The organism is Streptomyces flaveus, assembly GCF_014647675.1.
GTDB lineage: Bacteria > Actinomycetota > Actinomycetes > Streptomycetales > Streptomycetaceae > Streptomyces > Streptomyces flaveus.
The window spans coordinates 320,739-347,405 of sequence record NZ_BMPQ01000005.1 but is presented as its reverse complement, the minus strand read 5'-3'; the positions used below and the strand labels follow the sequence as shown (position 1 = coordinate 347,405).

The window sequence follows — 26,667 nt, the reverse complement described above, 5'->3', positions numbered from 1 at the left end:
CCTCCCGTCGTACTGAACGCTCCCGTCGTACGGGACGCTCTTGTCGCGCGGGATGCTGCCCGTCCGACGCTACGGCTACCGAACCCCGCGCCACCCCTCCGGATCCACCCCACCCGGCACCGACGCCCCCTCGTCGTACGGTCGCCGTGTGAAGACGAACGACCCCAGGTCCAGATGACTCACCGACTCGTCGGGGCGCCGTACGGCCCGCAGAAGCTCGCCCGCGTAGTAGCCGTCGAGTCCGGTCCATGTCCCGTCGCCGTTGGCCTGAAAGCGCGAGCGACGGCCATTGCCCGACAGAGGCCCGATCGAGACGCCTCCATCGACCGTGAGACGCAGCGCGGAAGCCTGCGTGCCCCAGTACCACGGCCCCGCCAACTCCAGTACAGATGCGTCGACTTCAGGCAACGGACGCCATGGCTCGGGGACCCGGGGTTCGGCCTCGGCGACGATGCGTACGAGGTCCGCGGCGACCGTCGTCACCAGCGGGCCCGAGGTGCAGTTGGCGAGCACGACGGAGGCCAGATCGTCCTCGACGCTGATCACGAGACCGGCGAGGAAGCCAGGTAGGGACCCCGAATGCCCCACGAGGATCCGCCCGTCCCGATGCTGAATCTGCATGCCGAGGCCATAGGCCGTACCGGCCACCACCTCCTCGGCCTCGGGCGGTGCCGCAGGCGTACGCATCTCCAGCACCGACCGTGCACTCAGCACACGATCGTCTCCCTTGGTCAGGAAGGCGGCGAAGCGCGCCAGATCGCCTGTGGTCGACCAGAGCTGACCGGCCGGCGCCATCCGGCCCAGATCCTCAGCGGGCTCCGGCAGCATCACATCCGCCCAAGGATGCACGGCCCAGCCGCCGGCGTGCGGTTCCTGCGGGCGGCTGCTCGTACGGTGCAGCCCCAGGGGTTCGAGGACCTCATGCCGCAGAGCCTCCTCCCAGGGGGCGCCCCTCAGCTCCTCGACCAACGCGCCCAGCAACGTATAGCCGGGGTTCGAGTAATGGTGCCGCCGCCCCACGGGGTGCCGGTGCGGCTGTTTGCCCAGCACATCGGCGAGCTCTGGGCGTAGCGAGCCCGGCGTGCGCTCCCACCAGGGCGCAGGCGACTCGGCCGCCAACCCGCCCGTATGCGCGAGCAGTTCGGCGATCGTCGCCTCCCCCGCCCCCGTGTCCGGCAGATGCTTCTCCAGCGGATCGCCGAGGTCCAGCACTCCCTCGTCCCGCAATCGCAGCACCAGCACCGCGGTGAACGTCTTGGTGATCGACCCGATTCGGTACTGCACATTCTCGTCCGGCCCGTGCCCGTCCACCGAGGTCCGCGCCCCGTGCCACACCGCCTCCCCGCCCCGCACGACCACCGCCGCCATCGACGGCGCCCGTCCCTCGGCCTGAGCGGTGGCAATACGGTGCAGCAGGGCCCGGCGCGTACTGGGCAGCAGTTCTTCCTGAGATGTCGTCATGAGCCCAGTCCACCTGGCCGACCGCTCGGCGTCGAATTCAATAAGCGTGACCGCATCCACGGAGCCACTGCTTGAGAGGACAACTTGGCGCTCGTGCGTACGCAAGGTGATGTACCACTTCGCTCACGAGCGGCGAGGGTTCAACAACTTCTCCAGGCGGAGGTTCGTGAGGCGCCGGTTACCGCAGACGTTGTGCTCGCAGGACGGTGTCGTGGGTGTGGTGCGTGCCCTCGGGGGCGGGAGCGGTTCGCGGGCGGGTTTCGTTGATCAGAACGGTCCAGTTGTGATCGAGGAGCCTGGCAATGTCGTCGGGCTGGTAGTAGTCGTTGGGGTCGAAGCCCTGCTCCGGGCGCGGGGACAGGCCGGCGAGGTCGTGGGTGGCGAAAAGCAGGGTGCCGCCGGGTGCGACGGCATCCAGCAGGCCGCGCAGCGCAGTGTGGTCCGGCTGGTGTGGAAGGGGGAAGTAGTGGGCGGACATCAGGTCGAACGCGCCGGCCGGGGGCGGCCTGCTGGTCAGGTCGGCCCGTGTCCACGCCACTCGGCCAGCGATGTCCGTAGCTACTGCTGCGGCGCATTCCAGGACGGCCTGCGAGATGTCGACCGCGGTGACGATGGTGTCCCGCTTCGTGGTGTAGCCGATCAAGGTTGAGGTGTGCGTGGGCTTGCTCCCGGGGCGCACACTCGCGCGGGGCACGTGCTGCCTGCTCATGAGGTGGGCCATCGTGTAACTCTCCGTGCTGAACGGACAGTTCAAGCGGGAGAAGTACGCGATGGCCCTGTCCTAGTCTGACCTGATGCGTCTGCTGGAGTCATTACGCTCGTCCGACGGAATCGAGCTCGTGCGCAGCGTGGCCGAGCGGATGCTGCAAGAGCTGATCGAGGCTGAAGCCGCCGCGCATATCGGTGCCGAGTGGAACACGCACACCGCCTCGCGGACGGCGTTCCGCAACGGGCACCGCGACAAGGCCCTGGCCACGCAGGCCGGCGACCTGGACCTGGAGATCCCCAAGCTGCGCACCGGCAGCTTCTTCCCCAGCCTGCTGGAGCGCCGCCGCCGCATCGATCAGGCCCTGTACGCCGTGATCGTGGAAGCCTACGTGCACGGTGTGTCCACCCGCTCGGTCGACGACCTGGTCAAGGCTCTGGGCGCGGACAGCGGGATCTGAAAAGAGCGAGGTCTCCCGGATCTGCGGCGAACTCGACGAGCCGCTGTCCGCCTTCCGGACCCGGCCGCTGGACCATGTCCGCTTCCCCTACCTCTACCTGGACGCCACCTACTGCGAGGCGCGGATGAATCACCAGATCGTCTCCCAGGCCGTGGTGATCGCCACCGGGATCACCGAGGACGGCGGCCGGGAAGTGCTGGGAGGATGGTGGGCGACAGCGAGACCGAGGCGTCCTGGGCCCAGTTCCTGCGCTCCCCACACCACCAACGCGACGGACGATTGATCGGCTACACCACGACGCGGGACACCATCACGGTGACCTGCCAACCCCGCCGAGCCGGCCAGAGGGCGTCGGCGCCTTCACCCTCGGCAGCGATCTGGTGCGGTCAGAGGTCGGACGCCGTAGCGCCAGTCGCCCATTCCCCGTTCGCGGAGGTGAGTTTCCGCTTCCGGTGAGACGGGGTGCTGCCCGGCGTATACGGCGTGCCGGGTGTCCTCTGCGCTGAGGTCAGCGCTGATCGCTGCCGCTGCGTGCCCCGACCCGCCGCCGACGATCACCACTTCATACGGGCCACTCCGGCTGAGCTGGGGTTGTCGGCTCATCGTGACCATTTCCCGCACCAATCTGACCCCGCCAGCGACAAGCTGACAAAGGATCAGACTCAGGCCTGCATATCCACAAAGCGCGAGTAGTGCCCCTGGAAGGCGACCGTGATCGTCGCCGTCGGACCGTTACGGTGCTTGCCCACGATGATGTCCGCCTCACCCGCGCGCGGGGACTCCTTCTCGTACGCATCCTCGCGGTGCAGCAGGATCACCATGTCCGCGTCCTGCTCGATCGAGCCGGATTCACGCAGGTCGGAGACCATGGGCTTCTTGTCCGTACGCTGCTCGGGGCCACGGTTCAGCTGCGACAGCGCGATGACCGGAAGCTCCAGCTCCTTGGCCAGAAGCTTCAGGTTTCGCGACATGTCGGATACTTCCTGCTGACGGCTCTCGGACCGCTTGGAACCGCCCGACTGCATCAGCTGCAGATAGTCGATGACCACGAGCTTCAGGTCACTGCGCTGCTTGAGTCGACGGCACTTGGCGCGGATCTCCATCATCGACAGGTTCGGGGAGTCGTCGATATAGAGGGGGGCGGCCGAAACGTCCGGCATCCGGCGCGCGAGCCGGGTCCAGTCCTCGTCGGTCATCGTGCCCGAACGCATGTGATGCAGCGCCACACGCGCCTCCGCCGACAGCAGACGCATAGCGATTTCGTTGCGGCCCATCTCGAGCGAGAAGATCACACTCGGCATGTTGTGCTTGATCGAGCAGGTCCGCGCGAAGTCCAGCGCCAGCGTGGACTTACCCATGGCAGGACGCGCCGCGATGATGATCATCTGGCCCGGGTGCAGACCATTCGTGAGCTGGTCGAGATCGGTGAACCCGGTCGGTACTCCGGTCATCTCCCCCGAGCGCGAACCGATGGCCTCGATCTCGTCGAGCGCACCTTCCATGATGTCGCCGAGCGGCAGATAGTCCTCTGTGGTGCGCTGCTCGGTGACCGCGTAGATCTCGGCTTGGGCGCTGTTGACGATCTCGTCGACGTCACCGTCGGCCGCGTACCCCATCTGTGTGATGCGCGTACCGGCCTCTACCAGGCGACGCAGCACAGCACGCTCATGAACAATCTCTGCGTAGTACTCGGCGTTCGCCGCCGTCGGGACCGTCTGAACGAGGCCGTGCAGATACGAAACGCCGCCGACCTTGGTGATCTCGCCGCGCTTGGTGAGCTCGGCGGCGATCGTGATCGGGTCGGCCGGCTCACCCTTCGCGTAGAGGTCGAGGATCGCGCTGTAGATGGTCTCGTGCGCCGGCCGGTAGAAGTCGTGTCCCTTGAGCAACTCGACGACATCGGCGATGGCGTCCTTGGACAGCAGCATGCCGCCGAGGACTGACTGCTCGGCGTCCAGATCCTGCGGCGGCACACGCTCGAAGGACGAACCTCCGCCGTCCCAGACCCCGTTGTCCCGTCCGCGATCGTGTTGCTCGTCGCGCCCCCTGCCACCGTCACGGCGACGGGAGGCGGGCAGACGATCACTGGGACCGCTGTCGGCCCACGGGTCGTCCAAGGGCTCGGAAATACTCACCGAGCCACCTCCTCCCGTCCGCCGAGCGGACCTAGCCGTGCCTCATCTTTCTACGGCACGGCACTGACAAATGAGAGGCCCAACTCCGGTTCTCACGCATCGGTTTTGCGAGGTTTTCCGAGGACGGAAGGGAAGCGGGCGCCGGACCACGGTAGGCCTGCGGGCACCGTCAGCCAATCTGGTTATCCACAGGCCATGTGGACGACTGCCCGGATGCTGTGGAGAACCTCGCGAAACCTGTGCACGACCCGGTGGACAGGCCTGTGAACAAGCCTTCGCCTCCCTTTCCGCACTCGCCTTGACCTGCACATATCCCGTCCACCGGCTGTGCAGAAGAAAAACTTCCGCGATCAGACCAACATCGTTACGAACGGCCCGCAACAACACCTTCCGCAAGGGAAGAAGTAATGGGCGAACAATAGTTGCATCTATTACCTGTGGAAGATTAGATTGATGTGCATGACACAGGCTTCAGCGGCACCCAAGGCCGCCCGGCGTCGCCACGATCGAGAGATCGTCGCACTGGCCGTCCCGGCCTTCGGCGCACTCGTCGTCGAGCCTCTCTTCCTCATGGCCGACAGCGCCATCGTCGGCCATCTCGGCACTCCACAGCTCGCCGGTCTCGGTGTCGCCTCCGCCCTCCTCACCACCGCCGTCAGCATCTTCGTCTTCCTGGCGTACGCCACCACGGCCGCCGTTGCCCGCCGCGTCGGCGCAGGCGATCTCCAAGCCGCGATCCGTCAGGGGATGGACGGCATCTGGCTCGCGCTCCTGCTGGGAGCAGCCGTCATCGCCGTCGTCGTACCGACGGCTCCCGCCCTGGTGGAGCTTTTCGGCGCTTCGGACACCGCCGCTCCCTACGCCACCACATATCTGCGGATCTCGGCGCTCGGCATCCCCGCGATGCTCGTCGTTCTCGCCTCCACCGGAGTACTCCGCGGACTGCAGGACACAAAGACACCGCTGTACGTCGCCATCGCGGGCTTCATCGCCAACGGAGCCCTCAACGTCGGCCTGGTCTACGGTGCGGACCTCGGCATCGCCGGCTCCGCCTGGGGCACCGTGACCGCCCAGTGCGGTATGGCCGCGGTGTATCTCGCTGTCGTCGTCCGTGGAGCACGAAAGCACGGCGCCTCACTGCGACCGGACGCCGCCGGGATACGCGCCTGCGCCCAGGCCGGAACGCCTCTGCTGATACGCACGCTCTCACTGCGGGCCATCCTGATGATCGCCACCGGCATGGCAGCCCGGCTCGGAGACGCGGACATCGCCGCACACCAGATCATCCTGGGGCTATGGAATCTGCTCGCCTTCGCCCTGGACGCGATCGCCATCGCCGGTCAGGCGATCATCGGCCGTTATCTCGGCGCAGGTGACGCCCAAGGCGCCCGCGACGCCTGTCGCCGCATGGTGGAGTGGGGCATCACGGTCGGTGTCGTACTCGGCGTGCTGGTGATCGTCACCCGGCCACTCTTCGTCCCGCTCTTCACCAGTGACTCGGTGGTCAAGGATGCGGCACTGCCTGCTCTCGTCGTGGTGGCCCTCTCCCAGCCGGTCTGCGGCATCGTCTTCGTACTCGACGGCGTCCTGATGGGCGCCGGAGACGGCGCTTACTTGGCACGGGCGATGCTCGTGACGCTCGCTGTCTTCACGCCCGCCGCCCTGCTCGTACCTGTTCTCGGCGGCGACCTGACGGCGCTGTGGGGAGCAATGACTCTGATGATGACAACGCGCATGCTGACCTTGTGGCTGCGCTCCCGCTCAGGTCGCTGGATCGTCACCGGGGCAATGCGCTAAGCAGATCCGCGCACAACCGGATGCGCGCGGTTTCACGTGAAACGACGACCACTTGGCGGACCGGTCCACGCCGTTTCACGTGAAACACGGGTGTCCATACGTCCCAGCCAAAGCGTCTGCCTCCAAAGGACCCGGGCCGCATGCGCAGGGACATGCATATGGGGCCGCACCCCGAAAGGCACGGCCCCACACTGTTTCAGCGAGCGCAGCACTTAGGCAGCGACGACCTCGATGTTGACCTTGGCGGCAACCTCGGGGTGCAGACGCACGGACGTCTCGTGAGCGCCCAGTGTCTTGATCGGCGAGCCCAGCTCGATGCGGCGCTTGTCGACCTCGGGGCCACCGGAAGCCTTGATCGCCGAGGCGATGTCGGCCGGAGTGACGGAACCGAAGAGCCGACCGGCGTCGCCGGAGCGGACGGCCAGGCGAACCTTGACGCCCTCGAGGCGGGCCTTGATCTCGTTGGCCTGCTCGATGGTCTGGATCTCGTGGATCTTGCGAGCACGACGGATCTGCTCGACGTCCTTCTCGCCGCCCTTGGTCCAGCGGATCGCGAAGTTCCGCGGGATCAGGTAGTTGCGGGCGTAACCGTCCTTGACATCGACGACATCGCCCGCGGCGCCGAGGCCGGAGACCTCGTGGGTGAGGATGATCTTCATATGTCGGTCACCCTTCCCTTATCGCGCGGTGGAGGTGTAGGGCAGCAGCGCCATCTCACGGCTGTTCTTGACAGCCGTGGCGACGTCACGCTGGTGCTGCGTGCAGTTGCCGGTCACGCGGCGGGCACGGATCTTGCCGCGGTCGGAAATGAACTTCCGCAGCATGTTCGTGTCCTTGTAGTCCACGTACGTGACCTTGTCCTTGCAGAAAGCGCAGACCTTCTTCTTCGGCTTGCGCACAGGCGGCTTCGCCATGGTGTATCTCCTGTGTGATCAAGAAGTGTGGGTACGAACCCGCCCTCAGAAGGGGGGCTCGTCCGAGTAGCCGCCGCCGTTGCCGCCGGAACTGCTGGAGCTTCCGCCCCAGCCGCCACCGCCGCCACCCTGCTGGCCACCGCCGGCCGGCGCACCGGTCGCCCAGGGGTCGTCGGCGGGAGCGCCGCCGCCCTGCTGCTGACCGCCGCCGGGGCCTGAGCCCCAACCGCCGCCCTGCTGGCCGCCGCCACTGCCGCCGCTGTAACCGCCCTGGCCGCCTCGGCCCGTGGTCTTGGTGACCTTGGCCGTGGCGTTGCGCAGGCTCGCGCCGACCTCGTCGACGTCGAGCTCGTAGACCGTGCGCTTGACGCCCTCACGGTCCTCGTAGGACCGCTGCTTCAGCCGGCCCTGCACGATGACGCGCATGCCTCGCTGGAGCGACTCGGCGACGTTCTCCGCCGCCTGACGCCAGACCGAGCACGTCAGGAAGAGGCTCTCGCCGTCCTTCCATTCGTTGGTCTGACGGTCGAAGGTGCGGGGGGTGGACGCGACACGGAACTTCGCGACCGCCGCACCGGAAGGGGTGAAGCGCAGCTCGGGGTCGTCGACAAGATTGCCGACGACCGTGATGACGGTCTCGCCTGCCATTGGGGGAACCTCTCGGCGGGTTTGCTGCTGGCTGCTTGTGCTGCTACTCGATGCCCGAGATCAACTGAGCGGAAGAGCTCAGTGCATCTCGGGACGGAGGACCTTGGTCCGGAGGACCGACTCGTTCAGGTTCATCTGGCGGTCGAGCTCCTTGACGACCGCAGGCTCGGCCTGCAGGTCGATGACCGAGTAGATACCCTCGGGCTTCTTCTTGATCTCGTACGCGAGACGACGACGGCCCCAGGTGTCGACCTTCTCCACCTTTCCGTTGCCCTCACGGACAACGGAGAGGAAGTTCTCGATCAGCGGGGAGACAGCGCGCTCCTCGAGATCGGGGTCGAGGATGACCATCACCTCGTAGTGACGCATGTGGAACCCACCTCCTTTGGACTCGGCGGCCACGGTCGTTCCGTGGCAGGAGGGTTGTGATGCGTTAGCAACGGTATCGGCCACCACTGACAATCGGGCTCGTCACTCAGTGAATTGAGTGGGAGTCGCGTCATGGCACGGGCAGACACCGGTGCAGACGGTACAGACTACCCGGACACCGGCTTCCGGTTGAAATCCGGGGGTGTGGGCCGTCAATCTGTACACATCGGGTGTGTATGGCGCTACGATGCGCCGTTTTCCGCAGGAGGTGCCCTATGGCACAGACAGTGCGCCCCAACGTCGCCGGATCCCTGTTCGCCACCGATCACAAGCCTCACCCGCTCCAGGACACGCTGCTCGCCGTGACGCTGGTGCTGGGGGCGACGTCCTTCATCACGGCGATGTTCCACCACCTGCACCTGATCAGCTCCTGGACAGGGCTGCTGGGGATTCTCACGGGGGCGACCGGGCAGTTCGTCTCCGTGACGACGCGGGAGCGCTTCGGTCTGATTCTGGGTCTCGGTGCGGCGGGTGTCGGCTTCATGCTCGGCATGGCGCACGGCGGTCTCTTCGGCTGAGCGATTCCCCCGGCGGACGGGGACATCGGCCAACAGCCTCCCCACTCCCGGCTCATGGGCCGGGCGCCCCTTCCGGACCTCCCGGCCGTGTATGCGCCGGGCCCAGGTTCCGTAGGGCCAGACGGGGCGCTCGCAGGGCGCAGTAGGCTTCGGCGCGAGAGCCGGAGCCCCTGTACCCATGGGGACACACCAGCCCGAGGAGCGCCCCGTATGAGCCTGACCCTGAGGACCATCAGTCGAGAGCAGCATCTGGCGTACATCCAGAGCCTGCCCGCGGCGAGCCACATGCAGGTCCCGGCCTGGGCAGACGTCAAGGCGGAGTGGCGCGCCGAGAATCTCGGCTGGTTCGACGACAGGACGGGCGAGATGGTCGGGGCGGGCCTCGTGCTGTACCGGCAGTTGCCCAAGATCAAGCGCTACCTCGCCTATCTGCCCGAGGGCCCGGTCATCAACTGGTTCGCGCCGAATCTGACCGAGTGGCTGGATCCGATGCTCGCGCATCTCAAGCAGCAGGGCGCCTTCTCCGTGAAGATGGGCCCACCGGTCATCATCCGCCGCTGGGAGGCCGCTTCGATCAAGAAGGGCATCCAGGATCCGGATGTGAAGCGGCTGCGCGACATCGAGGCCGACTTCATCGAGCCGCGGGCCTTCGAGGTGGCCGACCGGCTGCGTCGCATGGGCTGGCAGCAGGGCGAGGACGGCGGGGCCGGCTTCGGCGACGTACAGCCCCGATATGTCTACCAAGTACCGCTTGCGAACCGGTCCTTGGAAGACGTCCACAAGGGCTTCAACCAGCTGTGGCGGCGCAACATCAAGAAGGCCGAGAAGGCCGGCGTCGAGGTCGTCCAGGGCGGCTACCAGGACTTGGAGGAGTGGCAGCGCCTCTACGAGATCACCGCTGCTCGCGACCACTTCCGGCCCCGCCCGCTCTCGTACTTCCAGCGCATGTGGACGGCCCTCAACAACGAGGACCCCAACCGCATGCGGCTCTACTTCGCCCGGCACGAGGGCGTGAACCTGTCCGCCGCGACGATGCTGGTCGTCGGCGGGCATGTCTGGTACTCGTACGGCGCCTCGGACAACATCGGGCGTGAGGTCCGGCCCTCGAACGCGATGCAGTGGCGCATGCTGCGCGACGCCTACGCGCTCGGTGCCACGGTCTACGACCTGCGGGGCATCTCCGACTCGCTGGACGAGACCGACCACCTTTTCGGCCTCATCCAGTTCAAGGTGGGTACGGGCGGGCAGGCCGCCGAGTACCTCGGCGAGTGGGACTTCCCGCTCAACAAGCTGCTCCACAAGGCGCTCGACATCTACATGTCGCGCCGCTGATGCATCAGAATTCGCCTTCATACCTCTGATACACCGCAGCCACGAGAAAGGTTCCAGGTCCGGCCATGGCGCTCACCCTCTACGTCGACACCGCGCGCTGGCGGGCGCACCACAAGCACGTGTCCGAGCAGTTTCCGGGGCTCGTCCCCGTCTGCAAGGGCAACGGGTACGGCTTCGGCCACGAGCGCCTTGCGGACGAGGCCACGCGCCTGGGTTCGGACATTCTGGCCGTCGGCACGACGTACGAGGCTGCCCGGATCAAGGACTGGTTCGGCGGTGACCTGCTGGTGCTGACGCCGTTCCGGCGGGGCGAGGAGCCCGTGCCGCTGCCCGATCGCGTGATCCGCTCCGTGTCGTCGGTCGACGGGGTCTACGGCCTCGTGGGCGCCCGCGTCGTCATCGAGGTCATGTCCTCGATGAAGCGGCACGGTGTGAGCGAGCACGACCTGCCCCAGCTCCACGCCGCCATAGAGAACGTGCGGCTGGAGGGCTTCGCGATCCACCTGCCGCTGGACCGTACCGACGGCTCGGATGCCGTCGAGGAGGTCATCGGCTGGATGGACCGGCTGCGTGCGGCCCGGCTGCCGCTGCACACCATGTTCGTCAGCCATCTGAAAGCCGAGGAACTCGCCCGTCTGCAGCAGCAGTTCCCGCAGACGCGTTTCCGCGCCCGCATCGGTACACGGCTGTGGCTGGGGGACCACGAGGCGACGGAGTACCGCGGAGCCGTCCTGGACGTCACTCCCGTCTCCAAGGGCGACCGCTTCGGATACCGGCAGCAGAAGGCCGCATCTGACGGCTGGCTGGTGGTCGTGGCGGGCGGTACGTCGCACGGGGTGGGCCTGGAGGCCCCGAAGGCCCTGCACGGCGTCATGCCGCGCGCCAAGGGCGTCGCCCGGGCCGGCCTCGCCACGGTCAACCGGAACCTCTCGCCGTTCGTCTGGGGCGGCAAACAACGCTGGTTCGCGGAGCCTCCGCACATGCAGGTCTCGATCCTGTTCGTGCCCTCGGACGCCCCGGAACCGAAGGTCGGCGAGGAGCTGGTGGCCCATCTGCGGCACACCACCACGCAGTTCGACCGGATCGTCGAGCGCTGACCGCCCGAACCTCAACGCAAAAGGCCGTACATGGACTCTGTGTACGGCCTTTTGCGTGGCTTCCCCACGTCCTGTTCGCTCAGGGCGAACCGCCACCCGCCGGCGTGCCCCGACTGCCCCACTCCACGTGCGGCCCGTCGAAGTGCGCCGCATGCTGCGGCGGATGGGCCGCGGCCCCCAGTACGAAGGCGTCCTCCGCCCAGTCCAGTACCCCACCCGACGGATCGTCGTCCCCTGCTCGGCGTACCACGTCTCGTTCCGGCATGAGGATGTCGCGTACGACGACGGCGCACAGGTAGAGCGTCCCCAACAGGTGGATGACGATGACGACGTGATAGCCGTCGGTGGGCAGTCCCTTGTGGGCGTCGCCACTGGTCGTGTACGCGAGGTACATCCAGATCCCGAGGAAGTAGGCGACCTCGCACGCCTGCCAGATCAGGAAGTCCCGCCACTTGGGGCGGGCCAGCGCGGCGAGGGGGATCAGCCACAGCACGTACTGCGGTGAGTAGACCTTGTTGGTGAGGATGAAGGCCGCGACGACCAGAAAGGCGAGTTGGGCGAAGCGCGGCCTGCGCGGGGCGGTCAGCGCGAGTCCCGCGACGCCCAGGCAGGAGAGCAGCATCAGCACCATGGCGAGCGTGTTGACGGTCTCGGTGGTGAGCGGGCTGTCCATGCGATGGGACAGGACGAGCCAGAACGAGCCGAAGTCGACGCCGCGCTCCTGGCTGAATGTGTAGAACTTCGACCAGCCCTCTGGGGCGAGCAGCAGCACCGGGAGGTTCACGACCAGCCAGGCGCCCCCTGCGCCGCGCAGCGCGGTGCCGAACTCCCGCCACCTGCCCGCGCGCCAGCACAGCACAAGCAACGGCCCGAGGAGCAGGAAGGGATAGAGCTTGGCGGCCGTGGCAAGGCCCAGCAGGACGCCGAAGGCGAGCGGGCGGCTCCGCGCCCACATCAGCATCGCGGCGGCCGTCAGGGCGACGGCCAGCAGGTCCCAGTTGACGGTGGCGGTGAGCGCGAAGGCGGGTGCGAGGGCGACCAGCAGACCGTCCCAGGGCCGCCGGCGGTGGGTGCGGGTCGCACAGACCGCGATGACCGCCGCGCACACCATCAGCATCCCGGCGTTGACCATCCAGTAGACCTTTGCCTGGTCCTGGATGCTGCCGCTGCCGGGTGTCAGCCAGGAGGCGACCTCCATGAACACGCCGGTCAGCACCGGGTATTCGAGGTACTCCATATCGCCGCTGAGCTTGTCGAAGTACGGCACGAGCCCTTCGGCGAAGCCGCGGCCCTGGTAGAGATGCGGGATGTCGGAGTAGCACGCGTGCGTGTACTGCGAGCTGGCCCCGACGAACCAGGCGCCGTCGTAGCACGGCAGCTTCTGCACCATGCCGAGGGCGAACATGCCGATCGCGACGAGCACGATGACGCGTACCGGGGTCCACCAGGACGTTCCGAGCAGCGCGCGCCGTCCGATGGGACCACCGATCAGCTCGCTGCCGGTCGCGGCGACCGCGTCCTCCTTGGTCGGCCGTACCGGCTCCGGCTCGTGCGAGCTCGCTCGCTTCGTCTCTGCACTGGGCATGCCGACCATCCTGCCGTACGTAGCTGAGGGTGTGCTGGGTCCAGTCGCCGTGGCCGTGGCTGGTTGTCTGGCTGAAGGGCTTCGCCTTGTGTACGACAAGGGCCGCCGCACCCTGGTCGGTGCGGCGGCCCTTGTTTCACGTGAAACAGCGTGTTTCACGTGAAACACACACGGTGACGGCTACTCAGTGCCTCATCCGAAGATGCCTCCGTTGTCGTTACCGCCGTTGTTGCCAGGAGGATCGGACTCCGTCGGTGAAGCGCTCGCACCTCCGTCGGCTCCGCCGTTATCAGCACCACCATTGTCCTCTCCTCCGTTGTTGTTGCACTCGAAGTCGAAGGGCTCGCAGGTGTTGCTCGGCGTGGGCGAGGGACTCGTCGTCGGCTCGCTGGGCGTCGGGCTCGGCGTCGGGGTCTCCTCCTCCTCGGGCTCGGGCTCGGGGAGCGTCGGGGTCGGGGTCGGGGTCGGGATGTCGTTGACGACCTGGCCGATGGGTTCGGGCGTCGGGAACTTCTCCGCGCGCTTGCCCTTGAGCGCGTCCTCCATGTAGTCGTGCCAGATCTCGGCCGGGAACGAGGCACCGTGGATCTTCTTCTGGCCGCCTGTCCCGTACATCTCCAGGAACTTGCGGTTTTTGTTGTTCGCGTTGTCGTCCATGCGATACATGGAGATCGCGGTCGAGAGCTGCGGGGTATATCCGACGAACCAGGCGGACTTGTTGCCGTCGGTGGTACCGGTCTTGCCCGCCACCTCACGGTCGTCGAGCGCCGCCGCGGTGCCGGTGCCGTCCTCCACGACGGTCTTCAGAACGTCGGTGACGTTGTCGGCGACCTCGGGAGTGAAGGCCGTGCTGGTCTTGGCGACGTCCGCGTGCCTGAAGACGATCCCGTCCGCGTCCTCGATCTCGGTGACCGAATACGGGGCGTTCTGCTTGCCACTGGCCGCGAACGTGGCGTATGCGCCTGCCATTCGGATCGCGCTCGGATCGGACGTGCCGAGCGAGAAGGACGGGTAGTTCGCGCTGGCCAGACTGCTCTCCAGGACGCCCGCGCTCATCGCTGCCTCCCTGACCTTGTCCAGACCCACGTCCATACCGAGCTGCACGTAGGCGGAGTTCGCCGAGACCCTCATCGCCTCGCGGAGGTCGATCTGGTAGCTCGGCGCGTTGTACGACTCACCGCCGTCGTTCTTCTGCAGCCACACCTTGCCGTCCTTGTCCTGCCAGACGTTGCCGTCGTAGTCCTTGATCTTGAGCTTGTTCTTGCCGCTGTAGAAGCTCTTCGGCGAGACGATCGTCCGCTCGTCCTGCGCTTGGATCGCGTCGCCCTCAGGATTGCGCACACCCCACTGCATGGCGGACGCCAGCACGAACGGCTTGAACGTCGAACCGACCTGGGCGCCGGTCTGGTCGGCGTTGTTGGTGAAGTGCTTCGTCGCGTCCTCGCCGCCGTAGATGGCCCTGATGGCGCCGTCCTCCGGGTTCACGGAGGCTCCGCCGAACTGGACGTACTTGTCCGTCTCGGGACGCTCGCCCGGCTTGATGTTCTCCTTCTGGACCTTCTTCACCGCGTCTTCGAGCTGGTTGACCATCTTCTTGTTGAAGGTCGTCCGGATCGTGTAGCCGCCCCGCTGGAGTTTCTCGGCGGTGATCTTGGTCTTGTCGCTGTTGTTGATGATGTACGACTTGGCGAGGTCGACGAGATAGCCGGTCTGGCCGCTCAGCGCGGTGTTCAGCCGCGGATTCTGGGTCTTGGGGAACCCCTGCTTCTTGTACTTGGCGCCCTCCGAGGCCGGCAGATGACCGTCCTTGACCATTTCGCCGAGGATCCAGCTCCATCGCTCCGTGGCCCTCTTGCGGTTGGCCTCGCGAGTGGCGGCAGGGTCGATCGATTCCGAGCCCGCGGGGTCGTAGTACGTGGCTCCCTTGAGCACCGCCGCCAGGAAGGCGCACTCGCTCGCGTTGAGCTTCTCGGCCTCCTTGTTGAAGTACGCACGCGCGGCCGCCTGGATTCCGTAGGCGTTGCGTCCGTAGTAGGCGGTGTTCAGGTAGTTGGCCATGATCTCCTTCTTGTCGACCGTGGCGCCGACCTTGATGGAGATGAACAGCTCCTTGAACTTACGCGTGAGCGTCTGCGACTGGTCGCTCAGCAGCGCGTTCTTCACGTACTGCTGGGTGATGGTGGAGCCGCCCTGCGTGTCGCCGCCCTTGGCCATGTTGAACAGGGCGCGGCTGATGCCCATGGGGTCCACGCCTCGGTCGGTCTCGAACGTCTTGTTCTCGGCCGACATGACGGCGTAGCGCATCTCCTTGGGGATCTGGGCGTAGCCGATGATCTGGCGGTTCATCTCGCCGCCGGTGGCGACCATCGTGTCGCCGTTGGCCCATTGGTAGACGTTGTTCTGCGCCTCCGCCGTCTCGTCGACTTTCGGGACGCCCACCATGGCGTACGCGATGCCGGCCACGGCCATCATGCCGCCGAGGAAGCCGACGAACGTACCCGTCACAAGCTTCCATGACGGCACCCATCGCGCCGCGCCGTACTTGCCCGCGCGCGGATAGTCGATGATGCGCTTCTTGGGCGGCTCGGCCCCGCGGCCCCTGCCGCGCCCGGGCCCGTTCGGCCCGCCGGGACCGCCTCGGCGGCCGCCACCACCGTGGCCACCGCCTCCCGCGCCGTCGGCAGCTCTGCGCCGACCGCCGCCGCTGGTGCTTCTCTGGGCAGCCTTTCGGGCCTCTGCTCGGCCACCGTACGGCCGTTCCTCGCCCCCTGATCCGTAGGAGGCGGAAGGAGACCCGGTGGCGCTTCGCGGTGCCGCGCGGCGGCCGGAGGACGAGCCGGTTTGGCCGCGTCGGGCCGCGGCGCGTCCGCCGCCTTGCGGCTGCGGCGGTTTGCGACGGTGCTCGCTCATCGAACGGTTACTCCTCGGGCAGGCGCACCTTTGCGCGCCTGGAAACGGCGGCTGGTTTCCCGGTCCCCCCGAAGTACGGATGCGGTCGTTCTGTCATTCACCCGTACTGCACCGAGGACGAGGACGTCCCCAAACGTCACTTGGTTCCCGGTGATGTGCATGGCGCACAGACTACGCACCGGCAAAACCTACCGAGGGCCGAAGGCAACCCCAAAACAGGCAACTCGCTTCCCATGAATCGGTGATGTGACGCCGCTCACTGTGCCCCCTCTTGTCGCGTACGGATGACCGTTCTATCGTGCTGATGTATCGAGTCGATACATCAGCTCGGCATAACGACCGTCACGGCAAGGCTGCTGCAGAGAGGAGGCGACGATGAGCCGGCGTTCCGGGATCCTCGAGTTCGCCGTACTCGGCCTGCTCCGCGAGTCCCCGATGCACGGCTATGAGCTGCGTAAACGGCTCAATACTTCACTGGGCGTGTTCCGTGCCTTCAGCTACGGGACGCTCTACCCCTGCCTCAAGACGCTGGTCGCCAACGGCTGGTTGATCGAGGAGTCGGGGGGTGCCCGCGATGAAGCACCTGCCGCTCCACTCGCGGGACGCCGCGCCAAGATCGTCTATCGGTTGACGGCGGAAGGTAAGGAGCACTTCGAGGAGCTGCTCTCGCAGACGGGTCCCGACGCGTACGAGGACGAGCACTTCGCCGCTCGCTTCGCCTTCTTCGGGCAGACGTCGCGGGATGTACGTATGCGGGTCCTCGAAGGCCGCCGCAGTCGTCTCGAGGAACGCCTGGAGAAGATGAGCGCCTCTCTGGCGCGCACCCGGGAGCGCCTCGACGACTACACCCTTGAGCTCCAGCGCCACGGAATGGAGTCCGTGGAGCGCGAAGTGCGCTGGCTGAACGAGCTCATCGAGAGCGAGCGGGCCGGACGGGACCAGCAGCGTCCCGCCTCGGACCGCTCCGCTCAGCAGGACAGCACATCTGGAGAGTCGGGCGGCCTGCCCCGGCACGGGGACAATCCCCGGCCGGATCCGTCCGACGACACCGCCACGTGAAGCCCGCTCAGGGCTTCACCGAGTACACACAGGGAGCAACCGGAATGGGTTCGGTTCGCGTAGCCATCGTCGGCGTGGGCAACTGCGCCGCCTCGCTGGTCCAGGGCGTCGAGTACTACAAGGACGCCGACCCGACCGCCAAGGTGCCGGGTCTGATGCACGTCCGGTTCGGCGAGTACCACGTCCGCGACATCGAGTTCGTGGCCGCCTTCGACGTCGACGCGAAGAAGGTCGGCCTCGACCTCGCGGACGCCATCGGTGCCAGCGAGAACAACACCATCAAGATCTGCGATGTCCCGAACTCCGGTGTGCCCGTGCGGCGCGGCCACACCCTGGACGGGCTCGGCAAGTACTACCGCGAGACCATCGAGGAGTCCGCCGAAGCCCCGGTCGACGTCGTCCAGGTCCTCAAGGACCAGCAGGTCGATGTCCTCGTCTGCTACCTGCCGGTCGGTTCCGAGGACGCGGCGAAGTTCTACGCCCAGTGCGCCATCGACGCCAAGGTCGCCTTCGTCAACGCCCTTCCGGTCTTCATCGCCGGCACGAAGGAGTGGGCGGACAAGTTCACCGAGGCCGGAGTCCCGATCGTCGGTGACGACATCAAGTCGCAGGTCGGCGCCACGATCACACACCGCGTCATGGCGAAGCTGTTCGAGGACCGGGGCGTCATCCTGGACCGCACGATGCAGCTGAACGTCGGCGGCAACATGGACTTCAAGAACATGCTCGAGCGCGACCGCCTGGAGTCGAAGAAGATCTCCAAGACGCAGGCCGTCACCTCCCAGATCCGCGACCGCGAGATGGGTGCCGACAACGTCCACATCGGCCCGTCCGACTACGTGGCCTGGCTGGACGACCGCAAGTGGGCGTACGTCCGTCTCGAGGGCCGCGCCTTCGGTGATGTCCCGCTGAACCTGGAGTACAAGCTCGAGGTCTGGGACTCCCCGAACTCCGCGGGTGTCATCATCGACGCCCTGCGCGCCGCGAAGATCGCCAAGGACCGCGGCATCGGCGGCCCGATCCTCTCGGCGTCGAGCTACTTCATGAAGTCCCCGCCGGTCCAGTACTACGACGACGAGGCCCGCGAGAACGTCGAGAAGTTCATCAGCGGCGAGGTCGAGCGCTAAGCGCTTGGTTCCATGGGCTGTTGAGGGTCCCCGGGTCGTGCGCCCGGGGACCCTTCCCATATGTCCGGGGACCCTTCCCATATGTGAGGCTGTGCCGCATGGCTGTCGTACGGGACCTGCGCGTACTTCTGCGCTTTAGGAACTTCCGGCGTCTGCTCGCCGTACGACTGCTGTCCCAGGGCGCCGACGGCGTCTACCAGGTCGCGCTCGCCACGTACGTCGTCTTCTCGCCGGAGCGGCAGACCTCGCCGGCCGCGATCGCCTCGGCGATGGCGGTGCTCCTCCTCCCGTACTCGCTCGTCGGCCCCTTCGCGGGCGTGCTGCTGGACCGCTGGCGACGCCGCCAGGTCTTTCTGTACGGGAACCTCCTGCGGGCGCTGCTGGCCTCCCTGACGGCCGTGCTGATCGTGAGCAGCGTCCCGGACTGGCTCTTCTACGTCTCCGCGCTGAGCGTCACCGCGGTCAACCGCTTCGTCCTGGCGGGTCTGTCCGCCGCGCTGCCCCGTGTCGTCGACTCCGAGCGCCTGGTGATGGCCAACTCCCTGTCGCCCACGGCCGGGACTCTCGCCGCGACTGCGGGCGGCGGGATCGCCTTCGTCGTACGTCTCGTCATCTCGGACTCCGACGCCGCGGTCGTCCTCGTCGGGGCGGCGCTCTATCTGTGCGCGGCACTCGCCTCGCTGCGCATGGCGCGGGAACTGCTGGGTCCCGACCAGGAGTTGGTGCAGCCGCATCTGAAGGCGGCCCTGGCGGGTACGGCACGTGGTCTGGTGGCCGGCGTGCGCCATCTGGCCGAGCCCGCACGCCACGAGGCCGCCTGGGCGCTGACCGCGATGACGCTGATGCGGTTCTGTTTCGGCGCCCTGACCGTCATGGTGCTGATGCTCTGCCGGTATGCCTGGTCGTCCGGCTCCGGGGAGGACGGTCTCGCTCTGCTGGGGCTGGCCGTGGGGATCTCCGGGGCGGGCTTCTTCGTGGCGGCGGTGGTGACTCCGACGGCAGCCGGGAGGCTTGGTCCGGGAGGCTGGATCGTCGTCTGCGCCGGATCCGCCGCGGTCCTGGAACCCGCGCTCGGTCTGTCGTTCACCGAAGTGCCCGTACTGATCTCGGCCTTCGTCCTCGGCCTCACCACCCAGGGCGCGAAGATCGCCACCGACACCGTGGTCCAGTCGTCCGTCGACGACGGCTTCCGTGGCCGGATCTTCTCCGTGTACGACGTGCTGTTCAACGTCGCCTTCGTCGGCGCCGCCGGAGTAGCCGCCCTGATGCTGCCTCCTGACGGCCGCTCAGTCCCGCTGGTGGTCACGGTGGCCGTTATCTACGCGGCAGTTGCTGCGTCTATGGCCCGCTTTGAACGGCGTCGAGTGTCACATCAATGACACAGAGCGTCTCCGAAGCATTGAGTTGTCAGTGAGGGCCGATAGCTTACGTGGGTCTTATTTCGCGCCACGCGCTCCTAACGTTCTAGGGGGACCCTCAAGTGACCACTCCACCGCCTCAGGGCCAGAATCCGTACGCTCAGGGGCAACCGCCTCAGGGCCAGAACCCGTTCGCCCAGGGCCAGACGGCACCCCAGGGTCAGCCTCAGTTCCCCGGCCAGCCCGGCTACCCGCAGCAGCCGAACGCGCCGTACGCCCCGGTCCCGCCTCAGCAGCGGAAGCGCGGAGCCAAGTTCTTCCTGCGCATCGGAATCGTCGTTGCCGCCCTCATCGCTGCGGGCATCGGCGTGGTCGCGAGCCAAGACGACGCACAGGCCGCCGAGGTCGGCGACTGCATGAGCATCGGCAACCCGGACAGCGCCACCGACCCGGACCTCGAGGTCGTGGACTGTGGTAACTCCAAGGCCGCGTACAAGGTCGAGCAGAAGAAGACCGACGACTCCAGCTGCGACCGCACCAAGTACGCCCAGTACACCGAGACCGGCGGCAGCAGCGACTTCACGCTCTGCCTGTCGGAGTACTCCGCCAAGTAGAGACTCACCTGACGCGCGAGGGCCGTTGTTTCACGTGAAACAACGGCCCTCGGCGTATCCGGATCCAGCCGACGCCGGGTCATGTTTCACGTGAAACATGACCCCTGTTTCACGACTCAGCTCTGCGCGGCCCACCACTCCTTGAGCGCCGACACCGCCGCATCGTGCTCCATCGGCCCGTTCTCCAGGCGCAACTCCAGCAGGAACTTGTACGCCTGGCCGATGACTGGGCCAGGGCCGACACCGAGGACCTCCATGATCTGGTTGCCGTCGAGGTCCGGCCGGATGGCGTCCAGCTCCTCCTGCTCCTGGAGCTGGGCGATGCGCTCTTCCAAGCCGTCGTACGCACGAGAGAGTGCGGCGGCCTTGCGCTTGTTGCGCGTGGTGCAGTCGGAGCGGGTCAGCTTGTGGAGGCGGTCAAGGAGCGGGCCTGCGTCGCGCACATAGCGGCGGACCGCGGAGTCCGTCCACTCGCCGGTGCCGTAGCCGTGGAAGCGCAGGTGCAGCTCGACCAGTCGCGAGACGTCCTTCACGAGGTCGTTGGAGTACTTGAGGGCCGTCATGCGCTTCTTGGTCATCTTGGCGCCCACCACCTCGTGATGGTGGAAGGAGACCCGGCCGTCCTTCTCGAAGCGGCGCGTGCGCGGCTTGCCGATGTCGTGCAGCAGCGCGGCAAGGCGGAGGGTGAGGTCGGGACCGTCCTCCTCCAGCTCCATCGCCTGCTCGAGCACGATCAGCGAGTGGTCGTAGACGTCCTTGTGCCGGTGGTGCTCGTCCCGCTCCAGACGCAGTGCGGGCAACTCGGGCAGCACATGCGCGGCGAGCCCGGTGTCGACGAGCAGCGTCAGCCCCTTACGCGGGTGGGTGGAGAGGATCAGCTTGTTCAGCTCGTCCCGGACACGCTCGGCGGAGACGATCTCGATACGCTCGGCCATGGCCTTCATCGCGGCGACGACGTCCGGTGCCACCTCGAAGTCGAGCTGTGCGGCAAAGCGGGCGGCCCGCATCATCCGCAGCGGATCATCGGAGAAGGAAGCCTCGGGCGTACCCGGAGTACGCAGCACACGCTCCGCCAGGTCGCGGCGCCCGCCGTGCGGGTCGATGAACTCCTTCTCCGGCAGCGCCACGGCCATCGCGTTGACCGTGAAATCGCGGCGTACAAGGTCTTCCTCGATGGAGTCGCCGTACGACACCTCGGGCTTGCGCGAGGTCCGGTCGTACGCCTCCGAGCGGTACGTCGTCACTTCGATGTCGAAGCGCTGAACAGCGTCCCCGACCTGGGATTCCTTCTGCACCCCGACCGTCCCGAAGGCGATCCCGACCTCCCACACGGCGTCCGCCCAGGGCCGCACGATCTTCAGTACGTCCTCGGGGCGGGCGTCGGTCGTGAAGTCCAGGTCGTTTCCGAGCCTGCCCAGGAGGGCGTCCCGGACCGAGCCGCCGACCAGGGCGAGGGAGAATCCGGCCTCCTGGAAACGACGGGCGAGATCGTCGGCGACGGGGGACACCCGCAGCAGTTCGCTCACCGCGCGGTGCTGCACCTGGCTCAGTGCATTGGGATTGTCTTCGTTGGCGTTCGGCACAACAGAAAAGGGTACGTGGCGCAGGCGACGGCGAGCGCCTCCATTAATCGTGTACCGGTGCTTCCCTCATGCTTGGTGGGGCGCCTCCCTCAATACGTGCACATAGGCGACAGCTCGGCCCTGGCCCCCGATCTTGTGGGGCGGACCGCGGCACTTCCCCTCAGCGCGCATCGTTACCATGCGTGGACGTACATTCCGACGACCACTGACGACGACGAGGGACGGGCGAGCGCGTGGCCGAGGCGGCAGACTTCCAGAGGACGAGTGCCTCAGCTGCCCGCCGGTGGCTTCGGCGCACCGGAGTACTGCTCGCCGGAGCGCCTTTGCTGGCCGGCCTGCTCCAGCTGCCCGCCTCGCCCACCGCGGGTGCCACCGAGCGCACCGCCGTGGCCGACGCCACCGGCTCCAGCACGGTCGACGTCTCCCTGGACTCGCTCAGCCCCAGCGTCCCCTCGGACGGGGACACGCTCACCGTCTCGGGCCGGGTCAACAACAAGGGCAAGCAGTCGGTCACGGACGCCCAAGTCGGTCTGCGCGTGGGACCGACGGTGAACGGCCGCTCGTCGATCGACACGGCCGCGAAGAGCAACCCGTACGCGGGCACCGAAGTCGGCGGCTCATACGTGCGGGATTTCGCCGAGCTGACGCCGGGTGTCCCGCAGAGCTTCAGCATCTCCGTCCCCGTCGACGACCTGGACCTCGGCGCCGATGGCGTCTACCAGCTCGGGGTCACGCTCACCGGGGAGACCGCCGCCCAGCCGTACGAGCGGATTCTCGGGATCGAGCGGACCTTCCTGCCGTGGCAACCCGAGGCGGCGGAGACGAAGACCAGGACGACGTTCCTCTGGCCCCTGATCTCCACCCCCCATATGACGGCCGAGACGAGTTCGAACGAGCAGCAGACCCGTGTCTTCAAGGACGACGACCTGGCCGCGGAGCTGGCGCCCGGCGGCCGACTGCAGCAGCTCCTCACTCTCGGCAAAGAGCTGGACGTCACGTGGGTGATCGATCCGGACCTCCTGGCCTCCGTGGTCGCGATGATGAGCGGCTACGAGATCCAGACCGGCGCCGAAACCACCACAGCGGGCACCCACCAGGCGGTCGCCAAGCAGTGGCTCGCCGAGCTGGAGAAGGCGGTCGAGGGCAAGGAAGTCGTCGCCCTTCCCTTCGCCGACCCGGATCTGGCGTCGCTGGCACACAAGGGCACGAAGGTCGCCGGGTCGCTGAGCCACCTCAAAGACGCCACGGAGGTGGCCGCCACCACGGTGGAGTCCATCCTCCATGTGACGCCCAGCACGGACTACGCCTGGCCCGCGAACGGTGCGATCGACCCCTCGATCGTCAAGGTCGCCACCTCCGCCGGCGCCGACACGGTGATCTCCCGCAGCGACAGCCTGAAGGAGACCGGCGGCCTGTCGTACACACCCAATGCTGCCCGCCCCATCGGCGGCGGCACCACGGCGGTGGTCGCGGACGCCCTCCTGTCGACGGCGTTCCAGGGCGACATGGCGGTGGCCGGCAACTCCACGCTCGCCGTGCAGGAATTCCTCGCCCAGACCCTGATGATCACCCTGCAGCAGCCGGGGAAGCCGCGCAGCATCGTGGTCGCCCCGCAGCGCATGCCGTCCGCCAGCCAGGCCCAGACGATGGCGCAGGCGCTCACAGCCCTCCAGGGCGGGAACTGGTCGCAGTCGGCGGACCTGTCCGCGGCCACCGAGGCCAAGCCCGACCCCGGCGCCACCACGCGGGTCCCTTCGGCGTACCCCTCCTCGCTGCGCAAACAGGAGCTGCCGCCGGAAACCTTCGAGCAAATCGAGGAAACTCAGCGGAAGATCAACAAATTCCGGGTGATCCTCACCGAGGAGGACCGGGTGATCACCCCCTTCGGGCGGGCCCTGAACCGGGCGATGTCCACGTCCTGGCGCGGTCACGAAGCCGAGGAGGTCGTGTACCGCTACGGCGTGGATGCGTATATCGATGAGCTCACCGAGCAGGTCGCACTGATCAAGAAGTCCGAGGCGAAGCTGTCGGGCCGCAGCGCCACGATTCCGATCACCGTGCAGAACAACCTTGTCCAGGGCGTCGACCATCTGGTGCTGCGCCTGACGTCGGAGCAGCCGTCGCGCCTGCGCATCGGTGAGCGTGCCTACTCGGTGGAGGTGTCGGGCGGGCACAGTGAGTCGGTGAAGTTCACCGCCAACGGCCGGGCCACCGGCCGGTACGCAGTGACCGCCCAGCTCTACACGGAGGACGGCCAGCGGTACGGCGACCCCATCACGTTCGACGTGAACGTCACCGAGATCCCCCCCGCCGTGATGCTCGTCATCGCCGGCGGTGTCCTGCTGCTCGTACTCGCCGGCTTCCGGATGTACACCCAGCGCAAGCGCGCGGCCGCCCGGCAGGCCGAGGAGGGGCTGGACGACGGTCCTGAGGACGACGCCGAGGACGGTCCTGAAGAGGCGTTCCACTCGGATTCGGAGACGGAGTCCGAAGCGGAATCGGGGTTGGCGTCCCCGGCGGAATCGAGGGCAGACGACCCGGAGCAGCCGAGTGACCCTCCACCGGACACCGCACCGGAGAGCACCGACCCGTCCGGCACGGGTGAGAGAGTGGACCGTTGAGCGATGTCGTGGCCGGTGGGCCGGGGACGATGAGGTGGGGTAACCATGAACGCGCCGTACGACGGTGACCGCGGTGAGGGCGCGGGGGGCTCCGGCTACCCCGACGACCCGCCGCAGGGACCGCCGGAGCCCGGCCAGGTGCCGCCACAGCCCCCCACCGATATGTACGCCCAGGACGCCTACGGACAGGATCCCTACGGGGTACGGGATCTCGCCGCCCAGGACCCGGTCGGCGAGGCGCTCCACGACCGCGCCGCGCATCCCCCGCCGCCGCCCGGCACGTACCCGCCGCCGCAGCAGCTCTACGCCCAGCCGCCGCAGTCGCCGTACGCTCCCGATCCACGCGTGTGGGCGCAGACCCCGGCGCCCGAGCCGGAAGGCCTGTCGCAGCGTCTTCCCTACGGTGACGACGCCCGTACGACCCAGTTCGTGGGCGTGGACGACCTGGTGACACAGGCCGGGGAGCAACGCCACGAGCCGGATGCCTTCGCGTATCTCTTCCGTGACCAGCAGCAGGGCGGCGCATACCCGCCCGCGGCCCCGCCCGGTGTGCCGTCCCCCACACCCGAGCCGGCTCCCGCCGCCCCCCAGTCTCCGCCGCCCGCGCCCGCATCGGCGCCGACGCCCGCTTCGAAGAAGTCCGGGGGCCGCGCGTCGAGTCTGCTGAAGTCGAGCGCGGTCATGGCGGCGGGCACGATGGTGTCCCGTCTCACCGGCTTCATCCGGTCCGCGCTGATCGTCGCCGCACTGGGCACCGCCCTCCTGGGCGACACCTTCCAGGTCGCGTACCAGCTGCCGACGATGATCTACATCCTGACGGTGGGAGGCGGCCTCAACTCCGTCTTCGTACCGCAGCTGGTGCGTGCCATGAAGGAGGACGAGGACGGCGGTGAAGCCTATGCGAACCGTCTTCTGACCCTTGTCATGGTGGCGCTCGGCGCGCTGACCCTGCTCGCGATGTTCGCCGCACCACTCCTGGTCCGCATGCTGTCGAACTCCGTCGCCACCACCCCCGCGGCCAACGAGGTCGCCATCACCTTCACCCAGTACTTCCTGCCCACGATCTTCTTCATGGGCATCCACGTGGTGATGGGTCAGATCCTCAACGCCCGCGGCAGCTTCGGGGCGATGATGTGGACTCCGGTCCTCAACAACATCGTCATCATCGTGACGCTCGGCATGTTCATCTGGGTGTACGGCACTTCGGCGAACTCCGGGATGGCCGTCGGAAACATCCCGCCGGAGGGCCAGCGGCTGCTCGGTATCGGTGTCCTGCTCGGCCTTGTCGTCCAGGCCCTCGCGATGATCCCGTACCTGCGCGAGACCGGGTTCCGGCTGCGGCTGCGCTTCGACTGGAAGGGCCACGGCCTCGGCAAGGCCGCGATGCTCGCCAAGTGGACGATCCTGTTCGTCCTCGCGAACCAGGCGGGCGCCGTCGTCGTCGCCCAGCTGGCCACCGCAGCGGTCACGGACACGGGGACCGCCGGTACCGGCTTCAGCGCCTACGCCAACGCCCAGCTCATCTGGGGTCTCCCGCAGGCCATCATCACCGTCTCACTGATGGCTGCCCTGTTGCCGAGACTCTCGCGCTCGGCCGCTGAGCAGGATGCGGGCGCCGTCCGCGACGACATCTCCCAGGGCCTGCGCACCACGGCCGTCGCGATCGTGCCGATCGCCTTCGGCTTCGTCGCACTCGGCATCCCGATGTGCACCCTGATCTTCGGCTCCTCCGGCACCGACGCGGCCACGAAGATGGGTTACATGCTGATGGCCTTCGGGCTCGGCCTCATCCCGTACTCCGTGCAGTACGTCGTGCTGCGCGCCTTCTACGCGTACGAGGACACCCGGACCCCCTTCTACAACACGGTCATTGTGGCCGCCGTCAACGCAGCGGCCTCGGCGCTCTGCTACCTTCTTCTGCCACCTCTCTGGGCGGTGGCAGGAATGGCCGCCTCCTACGGTCTCGCGTACGCGATCGGCGTGGGCGTGGCCTGGCAGCGGCTACGCAAGCGGCTGGGCGGCGACCTGGACGGAGCTCGCGTCCTGCGTACGTACGCCCGCCTCGGCATCGCCTCGGTACCGGCGGCGTTGCTCGCCGCCGCGGCCTGTTACGGGATCACCCAGGGGCTGGGGCAGGGTGTTCTCGGCTCCCTGGCCGCCCTCCTCGGCGGTGGAATCGCCCTGCTCGGCGTCTTCTTCGTCGCGGCTCGGCGGATGCGCATCGAGGAACTGAACGGAATGGTCGGCATGGTCCGGGGGCGCCTCGGGCGCTGAGGCGGGGTACGCGCACAACCATCGTCCGGGACCGCGTGT

General features: G+C 67.4%; 20 protein-coding genes and 1 pseudogene. 11 read left to right on the top strand and 10 right to left on the bottom strand.

All coding sequences use genetic code 11. The features are described 5' to 3' along the window. Nucleotides 1-75 precede the first annotated feature (75 nt). Together IEZ21_RS13510 and IEZ21_RS13505 are read right to left on the bottom strand one after the other, a co-directional pair. Nucleotides 76-1,461 carry a serine hydrolase domain-containing protein gene (locus IEZ21_RS13510; RefSeq protein WP_189322105.1) on the bottom strand — a complete coding sequence of 462 codons (1,386 nt, stop codon included), beginning with the start codon at nt 1,459-1,461 and terminating at the stop codon, nt 76-78. Nucleotides 1,462-1,639: 178 nt separating this feature from the next. Then, nucleotides 1,640-2,170, bottom strand: a complete 531-nt coding sequence (locus IEZ21_RS13505; protein WP_246567674.1) for a class I SAM-dependent methyltransferase — start codon at nt 2,168-2,170, stop codon at nt 1,640-1,642. 85 nt (nt 2,171-2,255) lie between these two features. Here IEZ21_RS13505 and IEZ21_RS13500 point away from each other — a divergent pair. Further along, a pseudogene (locus IEZ21_RS13500) lies at nt 2,256-2,882 on the top strand (IS256 family transposase); the annotation flags it as partial. 407 nt (nt 2,883-3,289) lie between these two features. On the opposite strand, the gene dnaB reads toward IEZ21_RS13500, so the two are convergent. Next, entirely contained in the window at nt 3,290-4,762 is a 1,473-nt protein-coding gene (gene dnaB, locus IEZ21_RS13495; RefSeq protein ID WP_033321282.1) for a replicative DNA helicase, read from the bottom strand. Between the two features lie 459 nt (nt 4,763-5,221). Between dnaB and IEZ21_RS13490 the strand changes: the two genes are divergently transcribed. Continuing rightward, the gene (locus tag IEZ21_RS13490; RefSeq protein WP_189322103.1) at nt 5,222-6,559 is read left to right on the top strand and encodes an MATE family efflux transporter; all 1,338 of its coding nucleotides are present in this window, start codon (nt 5,222-5,224) and stop codon (nt 6,557-6,559) included. 212 nt (nt 6,560-6,771) lie between these two features. On the opposite strand, the gene rplI is transcribed toward IEZ21_RS13490, so the two are convergent. The 4 genes from rplI to rpsF form a co-directional block, all read right to left on the bottom strand. Beyond that, nucleotides 6,772-7,218: a 50S ribosomal protein L9 gene (gene rplI, locus IEZ21_RS13485; protein WP_033321283.1), complete on the bottom strand. Its 447-nt coding sequence runs from the start codon at nt 7,216-7,218 to the stop codon at nt 6,772-6,774. A gap of 18 nt (nt 7,219-7,236) precedes the next feature. After that, nucleotides 7,237-7,473 carry a 30S ribosomal protein S18 gene (rpsR, locus tag IEZ21_RS13480; protein ID WP_003949403.1) on the bottom strand — a complete coding sequence of 79 codons (237 nt, stop codon included), beginning with the start codon at nt 7,471-7,473 and terminating at the stop codon, nt 7,237-7,239. 45 nt (nt 7,474-7,518) lie between these two features. Beyond that, nucleotides 7,519-8,121 carry a single-stranded DNA-binding protein gene (locus IEZ21_RS13475; RefSeq protein WP_189322102.1) on the bottom strand — a complete coding sequence of 201 codons (603 nt, stop codon included), beginning with the start codon at nt 8,119-8,121 and terminating at the stop codon, nt 7,519-7,521. A gap of 78 nt (nt 8,122-8,199) precedes the next feature. After that, nucleotides 8,200-8,490 (bottom strand): 30S ribosomal protein S6, encoded by a 291-nt coding sequence (rpsF, locus tag IEZ21_RS13470; protein ID WP_033321285.1) that lies wholly within the window; start codon nt 8,488-8,490, stop codon nt 8,200-8,202. Between the two features lie 275 nt (nt 8,491-8,765). Here rpsF and IEZ21_RS13465 point away from each other — a divergent pair, with 275 nt between their 5' ends. From IEZ21_RS13465 to IEZ21_RS13455, 3 genes are all read left to right on the top strand, one after another. Then, a complete protein-coding gene (locus IEZ21_RS13465) occupies nt 8,766-9,068 on the top strand; it encodes a hypothetical protein (RefSeq protein WP_033321286.1) in 303 nt (100 codons plus the stop codon). 210 nt (nt 9,069-9,278) lie between these two features. Continuing rightward, nucleotides 9,279-10,400 (top strand): peptidoglycan bridge formation glycyltransferase FemX, encoded by a 1,122-nt coding sequence (gene femX / locus IEZ21_RS13460; protein ID WP_189322101.1) that lies wholly within the window; start codon nt 9,279-9,281, stop codon nt 10,398-10,400. 65 nt (nt 10,401-10,465) lie between these two features. Continuing rightward, nucleotides 10,466-11,497, top strand: a complete 1,032-nt coding sequence (locus tag IEZ21_RS13455; protein ID WP_033321288.1) for an alanine racemase — start codon at nt 10,466-10,468, stop codon at nt 11,495-11,497. Nucleotides 11,498-11,576: 79 nt separating this feature from the next. Here IEZ21_RS13455 and IEZ21_RS13450 read toward each other — a convergent pair whose 3' ends face one another. Continuing rightward, the gene (locus IEZ21_RS13450) at nt 11,577-13,091 is read right to left on the bottom strand and encodes a glycosyltransferase family 87 protein (RefSeq protein WP_189322100.1); all 1,515 of its coding nucleotides are present in this window, start codon (nt 13,089-13,091) and stop codon (nt 11,577-11,579) included. 183 nt (nt 13,092-13,274) lie between these two features. Next, nucleotides 13,275-15,992 (bottom strand): transglycosylase domain-containing protein, encoded by a 2,718-nt coding sequence (locus IEZ21_RS13445; RefSeq protein WP_189322099.1) that lies wholly within the window; start codon nt 15,990-15,992, stop codon nt 13,275-13,277. Nucleotides 15,993-16,367: 375 nt separating this feature from the next. On the opposite strand from IEZ21_RS13445, the gene IEZ21_RS13440 reads away from it, so the two are divergent. The 4 genes from IEZ21_RS13440 (at nt 16,368) to IEZ21_RS13425 (ending at nt 20,150) form a co-directional block, all read left to right on the top strand. Next, nucleotides 16,368-17,051, top strand: a complete 684-nt coding sequence (locus IEZ21_RS13440; protein WP_033321290.1) for a PadR family transcriptional regulator — start codon at nt 16,368-16,370, stop codon at nt 17,049-17,051. A 44-nt stretch (nt 17,052-17,095) separates the two neighbouring features. Beyond that, nucleotides 17,096-18,178 carry an inositol-3-phosphate synthase gene (locus IEZ21_RS13435; protein ID WP_189322098.1) on the top strand — a complete coding sequence of 361 codons (1,083 nt, stop codon included), beginning with the start codon at nt 17,096-17,098 and terminating at the stop codon, nt 18,176-18,178. Between the two features lie 98 nt (nt 18,179-18,276). Next, nucleotides 18,277-19,557 (top strand): MFS transporter, encoded by a 1,281-nt coding sequence (locus tag IEZ21_RS13430; protein ID WP_189322097.1) that lies wholly within the window; start codon nt 18,277-18,279, stop codon nt 19,555-19,557. 101 nt (nt 19,558-19,658) lie between these two features. Then, nucleotides 19,659-20,150, top strand: a complete 492-nt coding sequence (locus IEZ21_RS13425) for an LppU/SCO3897 family protein (RefSeq protein ID WP_189322096.1) — start codon at nt 19,659-19,661, stop codon at nt 20,148-20,150. A gap of 116 nt (nt 20,151-20,266) precedes the next feature. Here the strand turns inward: IEZ21_RS13425 and IEZ21_RS13420 are convergent, their stop codons facing one another. Beyond that, complete coding sequence (locus IEZ21_RS13420; RefSeq protein ID WP_189322095.1) at nt 20,267-21,733, bottom strand: CCA tRNA nucleotidyltransferase; 1,467 nt, start codon at nt 21,731-21,733, stop codon at nt 20,267-20,269. A gap of 233 nt (nt 21,734-21,966) precedes the next feature. On the opposite strand from IEZ21_RS13420, the gene IEZ21_RS13415 reads away from it, so the two are divergent. Together IEZ21_RS13415 and murJ are read left to right on the top strand one after the other, a co-directional pair. Next, nucleotides 21,967-24,354: a DUF6049 family protein gene (locus tag IEZ21_RS13415; protein WP_189322094.1), complete on the top strand. Its 2,388-nt coding sequence runs from the start codon at nt 21,967-21,969 to the stop codon at nt 24,352-24,354. Nucleotides 24,355-24,399: 45 nt separating this feature from the next. Next, nucleotides 24,400-26,628: a murein biosynthesis integral membrane protein MurJ gene (murJ, locus tag IEZ21_RS13410; RefSeq protein ID WP_189322093.1), complete on the top strand. Its 2,229-nt coding sequence runs from the start codon at nt 24,400-24,402 to the stop codon at nt 26,626-26,628. Nucleotides 26,629-26,667 lie beyond the last annotated feature (39 nt).

Coding starts and splice junctions, on each gene's coding strand:
- IEZ21_RS13475 (WP_189322102.1), bottom strand. CDS start 8,121: ATGGCAGGCGAGACCGTCATCACGGTCGTCGGCAATCTTGTCGACGAC.
- rpsR (WP_003949403.1), bottom strand. CDS start 7,473: ATGGCGAAGCCGCCTGTGCGCAAGCCGAAGAAGAAGGTCTGCGCTTTC.
- IEZ21_RS13490 (WP_189322103.1), top strand. CDS start 5,222: ATGACACAGGCTTCAGCGGCACCCAAGGCCGCCCGGCGTCGCCACGAT.
- rplI (WP_033321283.1), bottom strand. CDS start 7,218: ATGAAGATCATCCTCACCCACGAGGTCTCCGGCCTCGGCGCCGCGGGC.
- femX (WP_189322101.1), top strand. CDS start 9,279: ATGAGCCTGACCCTGAGGACCATCAGTCGAGAGCAGCATCTGGCGTAC.
- IEZ21_RS13450 (WP_189322100.1), bottom strand. CDS start 13,091: ATGGTCGGCATGCCCAGTGCAGAGACGAAGCGAGCGAGCTCGCACGAG.
- IEZ21_RS13440 (WP_033321290.1), top strand. CDS start 16,368: ATGAGCCGGCGTTCCGGGATCCTCGAGTTCGCCGTACTCGGCCTGCTC.
- IEZ21_RS13445 (WP_189322099.1), bottom strand. CDS start 15,992: ATGAGCGAGCACCGTCGCAAACCGCCGCAGCCGCAAGGCGGCGGACGC.
- rpsF (WP_033321285.1), bottom strand. CDS start 8,490: ATGCGTCACTACGAGGTGATGGTCATCCTCGACCCCGATCTCGAGGAG.
- IEZ21_RS13465 (WP_033321286.1), top strand. CDS start 8,766: ATGGCACAGACAGTGCGCCCCAACGTCGCCGGATCCCTGTTCGCCACC.
- IEZ21_RS13455 (WP_033321288.1), top strand. CDS start 10,466: ATGGCGCTCACCCTCTACGTCGACACCGCGCGCTGGCGGGCGCACCAC.
- murJ (WP_189322093.1), top strand. CDS start 24,400: ATGAACGCGCCGTACGACGGTGACCGCGGTGAGGGCGCGGGGGGCTCC.
- IEZ21_RS13435 (WP_189322098.1), top strand. CDS start 17,096: ATGGGTTCGGTTCGCGTAGCCATCGTCGGCGTGGGCAACTGCGCCGCC.
- IEZ21_RS13505 (WP_246567674.1), bottom strand. CDS start 2,170: ATGAGCAGGCAGCACGTGCCCCGCGCGAGTGTGCGCCCCGGGAGCAAG.
- IEZ21_RS13430 (WP_189322097.1), top strand. CDS start 18,277: ATGGCTGTCGTACGGGACCTGCGCGTACTTCTGCGCTTTAGGAACTTC.
- IEZ21_RS13510 (WP_189322105.1), bottom strand. CDS start 1,461: ATGACGACATCTCAGGAAGAACTGCTGCCCAGTACGCGCCGGGCCCTG.